We start from the raw sequence: 11,212 nt of genomic DNA, 5'->3' as shown, positions 1-11,212 counted from the left end.
TCTGTTTTGCATGAGGGTCGTGACCCCATTAAAGAACGTGAAAAACAAAAGCGTGAAGCAATGCGTAATCTCCATTATTTAAAAGATATTGCTTTAGAGACTTTTGAAAGTCGTAAAGCTGAATTAAAGAATGATGGTAAAGATGGACATTGGTTTTTACCATTACGTCTTCATATTCTCCCTAAATTAGGCTGCCTCCCCGTTTCAGAAATTACACAAACAGAGATACGCAATGTTCTTGCCCCTATCTGGCATACAAAAGCTGATACCGCGCGTAAAGCACTGAATCGTCTTAATCTTTGTCTCAAACATGCGGCTGCCTTAGGATTGGATGTTGATTTACAAGCTGTAGAAAAAGCACGCGCGCTCTTAGGCAAACAACTCCATAAAACACAAAATAGACCAGCCATGGATTGGAGAGATGTGCCGGCTTTTTATCAAACGCTTTGCCAAACAACAAACCTCACACAGCTGGCTTTGCGTTTGCTTATTCTGACAGGTGTTCGTACTAATCCCTTACGTCATATTCGTGAAAATCAGATTGATGAGGATATCTGGACCATACCTGCTGAAAATATGAAAGGAAAGCGTGATACAACAAAAGAATTTCGCGTCCCCTTATCATTAGAGGCATTAGACATTTTAAAACAAGCGCGTTTGCTTTCTCGCAATGAATTCTTTTTTTCTGCTAAAGGTCGCGGTCCTCTTGGTGTAAATTGTATGGCTCAATATATGCAACAAACTGGTCTTAAAGCCTGCCCCCATGGTTTTCGCTCTAGTTTACGCGATTGGCTTGCTGAAACAACCGATGCCCCCTATGAGGTCGCTGAAACTATTTTAAGTCATACGGTAGGCGGTAAAGTAGAGCGTGCCTATCGTCGTACTGACTATCTAGAACAGCGCCGGGTCTATATGGATAAATGGGCCGCTTATGTTACAGGTCAATCTTAAGATATGGGGTGAATAACCCCATGATCTGTGGATAACTTTAGCTCTCTCCTCTCTCATTCGCTCTCAATAAGAATCATAATTTATCACATCATAAATTATATGATAATATATTGTTTTCTATAAATAAAATACCTTCAAAAACAAACCAAAATGTGCTTAATAAATAGGCATGATTTGGTTCTATTTTTTATTATGAAAGGATTTTAAAATGACCGAAAATGATATTCTTTTAACTGACCGTGAAAGTGCAAAATTGCTTCATATGAGTGTCTCAACTTTCCGCCGTCATGTTACCAATGGCTCTCTCCCAAAACCCTTAAAATTTGGTTTTTTATCCCGTTGGTTACAATCGGATCTTTTGAATGTAATCGAGCAAGCAAAACAGCAACGTCAAAGTGACGCGGCATAAAAAAACCTTGTCACGTAAGGACGGACAAGGCTTTCTCAAACTCATCAATCTAGAGAGTGCACAATCCGTCCTATGACGCAACGTTATAGGATTTAAAATGATGTGTTCTTTTAAGTTAGAGAATAAGACTCCTTTAAATGATAATGGCTCTTTAAATGATAAGACTTGTTTAGAAGTAATTCCTTATAAACAAGCATTGCAACAAAATGGTTGGGGGGGAAATAAAGCCTATCACGGCGGCTCTTTTACCCGTCGAGCCTTTTAACCCATTACAACTCCCAATGCCATTCATGGATTATGTCTATGACGTTTCAGAGCGTCAACAGGCTCCTATGGATTTTATTGCTGTCTCTGCTCTCTGTGCCTTGGCTGCTGTCATTGGCAATGGCGTGCGGATTGCCCCAAAACAGCATGATGATTGGATTGTCGTGCCTAATCTCTGGGGTGCTCTGATTGGGCAATCGTCAACTTTCAAAACACCAGCCATGAAAGCCGCTTTAGCTCCTATCTCTTGCCTTCAAAAGGAATGGTATAAAAACTGGTTAAAGCAAAAAGAAAAACAAGAAATTGAAGAGAGACTTAAAACTTTAGACAAACGAGAAAAGGAAAGACAAGCCCATAAAGCGATAAGAAAAGGAGAGTGTGAAACAGCTCGTGCTCTTTTGTATGAAACCCTCTCTAAAGACAAGGCACATAATAATGATGTCTCTCGTTTTATTGTCAATGATGTGACCGTTGAAAAGCTTGGGGAACTCTTAAAAGAAAACCCCCGTGGTCTCTTAATGGTGCGTGATGAATTGGCTGGCTTTTTAGCCAATCTAGAAAGAAAGGAATATCAGACAGACCGCGCCTTTTATCTCACAGCTTTTAATGGAGATGATCAATTTACCTATGACCGTATAGAGCGTGGAACCATTTTTATTCCCAATGCAACCGTTTCTATTATAGGGGGCATTCAACCTTCACGCATTATTCCCCTCATTCAAGCAATAAACCGTGGAATAAATGATGATGGGTTATTGCAACGCTTTCAAATGATTGTCTGGCCCGATGACAATAAAGAATGGCAAGTGATTGATAGACCGCCCAATAAAGAGGCATGGCAAAAGTATGAAGGGGTGTTTCGCTCTTTTCGTGATAAACGCTTAGGATCTCCTGAACACCCCATGATCATGCGTTTTTCTGCTAAAGCACAAATGCAATTTTATGAATGGTTAGAGCATCTTCATAGAGAAGCAAAAGGAGGTACGCACTCAGAAAGTTTACAATCACATCTTTTAAAAATGCCTAAAACCATAGCAAGCCTTGCCTTGATTTTTGAACTTCTTGAAGGTGGTCGTTTAGAAATCGGACCCTATGCCATCACAACAGCCTTGCGTTGGACAAGTTATCTGTTAAGTCATGCAAAACGTCTTTATGCGGCCCATGATACATTAACAGTAGAAAGTGCAAAATTAATTGTCGAGCGTTGTGATCATTTACCTGATGTTTTTACACACCGTGATATTCATCAAAGAAGTTGGACCTCTTTAAAAGATAATCAAGCCGTGAAGCAAGCTTTAGAGCTTTTATGCTGTTGTAATTATATTCGTGAAATCTCTGAAGATAATACTCCTAAAAGTGGTCGGCCTACGAGACGTTATGAATGGCATCCTTTCGTGAAAAGCCATAAGAGACACCTCAATAAAGCATTTCGAAATCTTATGAAAAATTAAACCCTATAACAGTGAACCTTCAAAGAACGCCCTATCTATGAGTTTTGAGGATTTTGAGGGTTCCTTTTACTCCCCTTTATATATTTTTTTTCAATCAAAAAATAAAAGTTATTATATTTCAATATATTAGTATTTTAGAGATACAATCTATATTAAAACACAACCTATAAATACAACCCATGATATATTTTTGAAGGTATTTTGAGGGTGTGAGAAACCTTCAAAACCTCTCTATAAAGTGCCTTATAAAACCTATCAAAATACTCATTCTGATATTTTAAAGCCCATAGTGCATTTATCTTGATTAACCCATGAAACGAATAGCAAATTTTACTACTTTGCTGATCTTATCCCATGTCATGAGCTGTTGATAAGCAAGCTTTAAAAACCTCTTTTGAAAAAATATCCGCTTTTTTAGCAGTTTTTTCCCATTTTTATCGATATTTGCTTTAAGTGCATTTGATTGAATTCGTTTTGATTCTTTTGATGATTATTGATCATCTCATAAGGCAAGGAATTTTTATTACAATATGCTGCAATCTGTTAACTCTGATAATGAACACGTCACTTTACGCTCCCTGTTGGAATATTATCGGCAAAAAGCTAAATCTCCCCGTGAATTAGGAACATTATTTGAAAACCTGGTCATGGATTATTTGACGCATGATCCGCTTCAAAAGCAAGAATACGAAAAGGTTCAAACCTATTATGAATGGGCGAAAGAGCATGATGAAGATGGAACGGATATTGGCATTGATCTAGTGGCTACAATCCGTGATGAAGGGGGATATGCGGCTATTCAATGTAAATGCTATGACGCCTCTCACATAATTAAAAAAGAAGATATTGATAGTTTTATTGCTGCATCGGGCAAAAAGATCTTCACCCGTCGAATTCTGATTGATAGCACCGAAACAGACTGGAGTAATAATGTTGAACTGACTTGTGAGGGGCAAGAAATCCGACCTCAACGCATAAACCTTTTTGATTTGGAAAACAGTCAAATCGATTGGGGAACTTATAAAAAACAAGGACAAGCCGTCCTTAAAGAGAAACCGAAAAGAAAGCTTTTAGATCATCAGAAAGAAGCCCTTGAGAAAGTCTGTGAAGGTTTACAAGAAGCAGACCGTGGCAAGCTGATTACGGCATGTGGGATGGACATACAAAGCCCCTCTAATTCATCAACTTTAATTTACTAAAGATATAACAAAAGTTTTTTAAATTTTTAATGCTATAAAGAGTATTATATTCTCGTTTGTTAATACAAATTATTTTTTTTAAAGAAATATAGCTTTCTAACAACGTTTTCTCTGTAGAATTACCTATTGCTCAACTAAAAAGGCCTTTATTATTTAGCTTTTGTGTTTTTTCTCAAAGAGATGTGGATTTTCAATCATAAGCCTTTCTCGCGCTTTTTGTAACTGTTTAATGACTTCATCAATTTTTGATGGAGAACAAAAAGATTCTTGGCTATTCAACAAATTAAGCCTCTTCTTTCCCTCATATAAACATTGCATCTGAGCTTGAAGTATTCTAACTTCCTGAAAGAAAAGGCGCCCAGTTTCCTTAAAACCATTATTAAGTGAAAAAAGTTGATCGGAAATAGATTGCAGAATTTGTTTTAAAAAGCGCTCATTTTCTTGGCGTTTACGATACTCTAAAATAAGAGCATAGCTTATCTCATCTAATTGTTTTTTTGTAGAATCAATTTGACGCAATAAATTTGGTTTTTCCCCCATATTACCTTTTCTCACCTTCACAAGCAGAGCATGAATGTCTAATAACTTAATTGCAGAATGAGATAAATCATCAACAACTGTAAGCGTATTGACATAGCGTTTCTGTTCAATCATCATATACTCACTTAATGACTGTTTTTTTTATATTTATTCCGCTATTGATTTTTTATTTTACAAAATTATTCTAAAAAAAGTGCTAAAAAAGATCACCCTCAATGCATTATTCAGCGAAGTTCCTTCTCTCTTTTTATGATCAACGTGAAATCCGTGGAGAGAAAAAACGTACAGGTGTATAAAGAATAAGATGTGTTGTTTTCTCCAACACACTACTGCTATCAGCAAGAAGAGCTTGACTAGGTGATAACTCTGTACCTTGCATAATTGTTGAAGCCAAAGAACCTTCTTGAGAAAGAGCCATCAACGTTGGCGAAGATGCAAAAACATTATGTGCCCCTCCATCCACATGAGAGAAATCAAGAACAGTTATTCCATTTTTACGCAACATTTCAATATCTGAGCCATCCCCCACACGATGATGTCCACCTGTAAGACGTCCTGAAACAGCAAGAGCTTTATCCGCTCTGGATACTAAAATAGCTGTTGGCTGTGGGAGTTTTTTTATATCATTAAGCTGGCGCTCAAACACATCAACATCAATGTCTGGTGCTGCCATTAATAAACTTGTAATACGACGAATAGGTTTATATTTTCCCTGTAGAGCTAAAGTTCTAAATGCCTCCATTATAACAAAATTGCCCATAGAATGCGCAATAACCGAAATCTGGTCAGCATTGGTTTCACTAATAAGTATCAAAAGCTCCATCAAACCGTCACGAGCAAAGTTAGCACTGTCACGATCATAAATATAAAGAGGAACTGATCCAGCAGAAGGCCAAGAATAATGTACAGCGACAACATTTAAAGAATAATCGTGTGTAAACTGTGCCGTTCGAAATGTACCATCTGCAAAATTATTATTATATCCATGAATAAAAAGAAAAATTTCTCTTTTTCCTTTTGTTTTTTTTGCTAAAGCAGTATTTAATTGCCGTTTAAACTGTTCTTTATTATCGTATTTTTGCAATGCTACTGCTGCAAAATATTTATCATGCGTAGGTCTATACGCATTTATTTCAACAACTCCCTTTACATGTCTCTGAGGGATTCCCACATCAACGCGATTATAATGTACTTTATTGGATCGCTCTGAGCCATAAGGTTGAGCGTAATTATTTTGCATCATACGACTTGTTGCAACATACACAGGAACGATGGCTTTTGGAAAAATTGGTTTCTCTTCAACTTCCCTTTCTACTGCAATCATAGAAGGAGTTGCATGCACCCCGTGCCAAAGTACAGCACGCGAATCGCTACATGCTGATAATAAAGAAAGACAAATAAGAAGTAATAAACACTTTAAAACCACTATACTTCTCACTGTAATTCCACCTTAGCTTATAAAAAATATAGCATTTCAAACGCATAGATAAAGTACTAAAAAATGAGCTACTATTAGGAACACACTAAAAATAACACAAAAAAAGATTTTTCCATAATGGATGTAGCCCCCCTTCCCTCCACACAGTCTCTTTCGCTAGAGAGAGATTAATTACTAAGTGATGCATCAAGAGGTACCATATTCATAATATTTTTAATAAGTTGATAAAAATATCAAATAAAAAAATCACCTTTTGAACTCTGATATATAGAATCTGCAATTTTATTAGATAACATCATCATCTAGATATTGCAATGACGAATCAGAAGTTCTTTTCGTAGAGTTTTTTTTATCATACCTTTCTGCCTAAAGGCTCTCAACTTCTAAGATGCTCTGCTTTTTGTTACCTACTTTTTGAGGTGTGAGAAGATATTATCTAGCGCATCCATAAGGCAGACAAAATCGATCACAAACATAAAGATAATGAAGGCTTCAATATATTACAAAACTGCTTTCCAATTAGGTAACCTATTCTTTCTTCTTCTCCAAAACAAAAATTGACAATATATCACCATCATATTTATTCACTTTATCAATTAATACTGCAACATCATCTAAGGTATAGATTTTCATGAATCCTCCCCTGCGTACTCTTTAATTCTTTTGCAGAGAAATTCATAAAAATTACTGGCGTAATACTGGGGATCGTCAAGTGGAAACTTAAATAGAGCGGGCACTCTCCATCCTGAAACTGAGTATAATCAAAGTAAAAGCTTTCACTAAAATCAGTTGTGCAGACAACAAGCTGTTTGGAATTCATAAAGCCATCTCTTCTATCAAGCAAATTTCGGTAAACAATATCACCAACAGGAATACCAGCACAGATTTCATAAATACTGAATATTTCTTTACCTCTAATTTCTCCTCCTCCATAATTTTAAAAAAACTCTTGTAGGAAGAGGTAAATCGTAAATCGAGAGTGTTCTCTGCTGTTTTAATCCGTCCATCATCAGGTGCATTATCTTGAGTACCAAAATTAATAACATGACTATGCGTATCAACATATTGTGCAACATCTGATAAAGTATAACTTTTCATAAATTTTTCTCCATAAATCACAGCATATTTTTACTAATAATGAGTGTTTCTACTGATCAATATTTCTCTATTACAGCCAATGGAATTGGGATTACATTAATAGAAGCATAAGGGATATTTTCTTTAGGGAGCTCTTTTCTCAGCTATATCTGTAAAATCATCTTGCATTTACAATATATGATGCAATTAAAAAGGATGATTATTAAAGCTTAGAGAACGCCTTTTAGTGGCATCACTCCAATATTTGCAATAATTATTTTTTCTTTTTTCCTACTTAGAAATTTGTTTTGAAATCCAACAAATAGCTTTTCTGATAAAATTTATCTTTGGCTTCATATGAGCAACAAAACCTTTATTTGATAAAATGAGTAGAGAACCTCAGCGAGAGGACTATCTTGTTCTTGTGTCATAGGATATAATATAATAGGTCTACAATCGACTCCAATAGGAGCTCTTCCTGACACCATTCTTTCCACATTTACACCTGTTACTATCTGTCCCTTTTCTTTCCAAGAAGAAACTGTTTTAGGCTCAATTGCCTCCATAATATTTTTCTTGATCTATTTCATGATTCATAAGCTCCTTGGATTTTTTCAAAATAATCAATGTATTCTTTGTTCTAAATAAGCTTAACAAACTCTCCTGCCAAGAGAGCGAAGTTATTCCTCTCTAGAAAGCTCTGAGTGATTGTCAAAATCCTTTGCTACCCCTTCAATCAAAGCGTAGCTAACTTGCTTCACCTTTGCTACTTTTTGCGCTAAAGCTATTGCCCGCTCAAGGTGAGTTTTGTTGATGCTGTCGTCAAAGCCTAGATGATCTCCTACTGCAAAACTTTGCTGATAAAAATGCAAGTCTCAACATCACCCAACAAAGCAAGAGTGCCAAGATGAAGAAAAGCATAATCCGTATCATCTCCCTTATCCGTTGCATCCTGTTGCCAAGGAGCTATACCATAATCAGAGCGAAGTCTTTCAGAAAGATCAATAGCCGTTACTGACCATTCTAGCGCATCATCAAGAAAAATGTGTTGCTCGTTCAGCTTCTACTGTCAATTTTCCCTTCGTGCCCTTTTATGAATAGAAAAATCTGTTCTGTGACGCAATGTTTTAAGATGGGCAAGCGTATCCTATGCTGTCATATTACTTCACATGTTTTTTTAAAAGCTTATAAAACATTTTATTTACTCAGTTGAATATAAATGAATAAAAATAATTCTTACAATAACTTCTCTTGTCAAAAAGAGCTTCATTAATAAGTTTAGAAAAAGATAACTTCCTATATCTTGTATCTAGTAAAAACTATTCGCACTATTAAGCATTTTAATATGAAACGCTTATATTAATGACATGGGCTAACTATTAAAAAACATCTAGATATTTAAGAGTCATTATCATAAGCAATGGCTCACAAAAAATTCCAAATCAAGATGATCACAAGCAGACTATTTTCAATTTTTGGAGAATAACGATCAAACATTTATTTCCTTGAAAAATAAGCTTTTTATTTAATCTCTATTCACATTTTATTGCAGTTTATTTTTCTTAAAATTATAAAATCTAAGTGCATAAAAACAAATAATAAGCCAAACAATCCAACTAAAACCTATAATTAAAACTGGTCGTGTTTCATCAAAGTACCATAAAAGAATAAAAATAAAAACCATAAATAAAATAGAAAAAATCGATCCTATTGGCCAAAAAGGAATTGGAAATTTTAAACCATTCTGGGCTTCTTTAGGCATCTTAATCCGCATAAAAATTTGCGAAAGTAGAATCATTATCCAAACAAAAACTGTCGCAAATGTTGCCATTGCTGCAATAAGGAAAAAAAGCTTTTCATGGTAAAAATAATTAAGCACAGCACCAAGAAGAAAAATACCAAAGATCATCAAAATAACAAAAATTGGTATACCGTTTTTTGATAAATATTGAAACTTATTTAAAGCATAACCTTCCTGTGATAAACCATGTATCATGCGACAAGCACCATACATTCCACTATTCATGGCAGAAATAGCTGCTGTAACAACAACAACATTTAAAATATTTGCTGCATATGAAATCCCAAGATTTTCAAAAATGGATACAAAAGGGCTATCCATAAGACCAATCTCATTCCAAGGATAAAGTGACATTAAAATAGCTAACGTCATGACATAAAAAACTAAAATACGAACTGGAGTAGAATTAATTGCCTTTGAAATCGTTTGATGAGGATTTTGGACTTCCATGACTGCCATCCCAATGATTTCTATACCACCAAAAGCAAAAACAACAACGCTAAAGCAAGCTAAAAAACCAAACCAACCATTGGGGAAAATACCACCATTCTTCCATAAATTATGAATAGTAACAGGAGAAGAATCTGCACTTTCACCCCAACCATAAAAAATAATCGCTATCCCTAAAACAATCATCGCAATAATAGCAATAACTTTAACAGAAGACAGCCAAAACTCTAATTCACCATATACCTCTACGGCAGCTAAATTAATACCCGTAATAATTAACGTAATACTAAATGCCCATACCCAAGGAGCAATATCAGGATACCAAAATCCCATATAAGTCGCAAAAGCTGTAATATCAGCTAAACCAACAAGAATCATCTCAAATACATATGTCCACCCTGTTAAAAAACCTGCTAATGGCGATATGTAATTTGCCGCATAACGAGCAAAAGAACCAGGCAATGGATTATGAAGTATCATCTCACCTAAAGCTCGCATAACCATAAAAATAGCTAAACCAGCAATACAATAAGCAATCAAAACACTTGGCCCCGCAAGCTTAATTGCCTGTGCAGATCCATAAAAAAGACCTGTTCCAATAGCAGAGCCAAGAGCCAAAAAAATAACTTGGCGCTTACTCATCCCTCGTTTCAGTTCATTTATTGCCATTTCTCTCCTTCTTTATTGAAATACTGGCGAAAATCCATACTACAATAATAGCTTTATGATAAATAAAGCCTCATATTTTTCTTTCAAAATATATTTAAAAGCATTAAATAATAGCCTCCCAGATGCCCTATCCTAGGCAATAAAAATATTTTGATTGCGAATAATTCAGCTTTTTATAGCCTATAGTTTCGTATCATTTTATTGAAATTACGTGATAATAAAATTTTTTATAATTGTCATTTTTATATTTTCTATTTTATATTTTTCTGCAGAAAGCGTCAGATTTAATGGAATATCAATCGCACAATTTTTTTCAGCTCTAGAAATAAAAGTTTTAAATTAATACCGTGATATTTTAAGAAGGAAATATGTTAATTTATTTAATTAATTATATTATAAGCCTTCTACGTTCTTAGCTATAAAAATCATAAATCGGATTCGATAAGATATGAACTCATTTTTAAGACTAATCTATAGAGCTTAATTAATGATAAAGCGAAGTGCGCCACTCCTCAAAGGAGCGAGAAAGTTTAGCTCCAGCCCATGTCTTAAAAACTCTAACCGCTTTAAATACAAGTTTTCCAACGAAAAATGTTACTACAGTAGATATCATCTTTTCAACTGTTAGACCGATAAGAGAGCGACTATTTTCTCCACTTCTTTGACCTGAAATACTCATAACAGCTCTCCTTGTTATCTGAACACAAACATCTTTCTCCAGTGCCTTTATAGCAATAAAACGATCCTGTTGAAATCTTCCTCTCGAAAGATTCGCACGAACCTCTATAATTTGCGAAAAACAAATAATGAATATTATTAAAACACATAATAGGCGATTTTTAGACATTTATTTCTCCTTTCTTGTGATTTAAAAGTAAAAAAATCATAAACCAGCTTTTAAAAAGAGAAATACTCAATAAATATTCGTTTCATTGAGTAATATTAAATATAATACGCTTCTTT

7 protein-coding genes and 4 pseudogenes are annotated in these 11,212 nt (G+C 34.9%); 4 read left to right on the top strand and 7 right to left on the bottom strand.

Features of this window, described 5'->3' with window-relative positions:
* The 4 genes and pseudogenes from MCY_RS08865 to MCY_RS04590 form a co-directional block, all read left to right on the top strand.
* Window positions 1-951, top strand: a 951-nt coding sequence (locus MCY_RS08865; protein WP_007347210.1) for a tyrosine-type recombinase/integrase, incomplete at its 5' end; no start/stop codon positions are given.
* A 208-nt stretch (window positions 952-1,159) separates the two neighbouring features.
* Window positions 1,160-1,360: a helix-turn-helix transcriptional regulator gene (locus MCY_RS04600; protein ID WP_007347209.1), complete on the top strand. Its 201-nt coding sequence runs from the start codon at window positions 1,160-1,162 to the stop codon at window positions 1,358-1,360.
* 97 nt (window positions 1,361-1,457) lie between these two features.
* A pseudogene (locus MCY_RS04595) lies at window positions 1,458-3,075 on the top strand (YfjI family protein).
* 530 nt (window positions 3,076-3,605) lie between these two features.
* A pseudogene (locus MCY_RS04590) lies at window positions 3,606-4,229 on the top strand (restriction endonuclease); the annotation flags it as partial.
* A gap of 198 nt (window positions 4,230-4,427) precedes the next feature.
* Here the strand turns inward: MCY_RS04590 and MCY_RS04585 are convergent.
* The 7 genes and pseudogenes from MCY_RS04585 to MCY_RS04555 form a co-directional block, all read right to left on the bottom strand.
* The gene (locus tag MCY_RS04585) at window positions 4,428-4,928 is read right to left on the bottom strand and encodes a hypothetical protein (protein ID WP_007347205.1); all 501 of its coding nucleotides are present in this window, start codon (window positions 4,926-4,928) and stop codon (window positions 4,428-4,430) included.
* 139 nt (window positions 4,929-5,067) lie between these two features.
* Window positions 5,068-6,252: an alpha/beta hydrolase gene (locus MCY_RS04580; RefSeq protein ID WP_007347204.1), complete on the bottom strand. Its 1,185-nt coding sequence runs from the start codon at window positions 6,250-6,252 to the stop codon at window positions 5,068-5,070.
* A gap of 629 nt (window positions 6,253-6,881) precedes the next feature.
* Window positions 6,882-7,350, bottom strand: a pseudogene (locus MCY_RS04575) (SMI1/KNR4 family protein).
* A 332-nt stretch (window positions 7,351-7,682) separates the two neighbouring features.
* Window positions 7,683-7,895 (bottom strand): HNH/ENDO VII family nuclease, encoded by a 213-nt coding sequence (locus MCY_RS04570; RefSeq protein WP_007346703.1) that lies wholly within the window; start codon window positions 7,893-7,895, stop codon window positions 7,683-7,685.
* Between the two features lie 114 nt (window positions 7,896-8,009).
* Window positions 8,010-8,368 (bottom strand): annotated as a pseudogene (locus MCY_RS09075) (DUF6990 domain-containing protein); the annotation flags it as partial.
* Between the two features lie 504 nt (window positions 8,369-8,872).
* The gene (locus tag MCY_RS04560) at window positions 8,873-10,249 is read right to left on the bottom strand and encodes an amino acid permease (RefSeq protein ID WP_007347201.1); all 1,377 of its coding nucleotides are present in this window, start codon (window positions 10,247-10,249) and stop codon (window positions 8,873-8,875) included.
* A gap of 484 nt (window positions 10,250-10,733) precedes the next feature.
* Window positions 10,734-11,096, bottom strand: a complete 363-nt coding sequence (locus MCY_RS04555) for a hypothetical protein (RefSeq protein WP_007347200.1) — start codon at window positions 11,094-11,096, stop codon at window positions 10,734-10,736.
* Window positions 11,097-11,212 lie beyond the last annotated feature (116 nt).

This window comes from Bartonella rattimassiliensis 15908, assembly GCF_000278215.1.
Lineage (GTDB): Bacteria > Pseudomonadota > Alphaproteobacteria > Rhizobiales > Rhizobiaceae > Bartonella > Bartonella rattimassiliensis.
The sequence above is the reverse complement of the archived record's forward strand: the minus strand, read 5'-3'. Positions and strand labels throughout refer to the sequence as shown.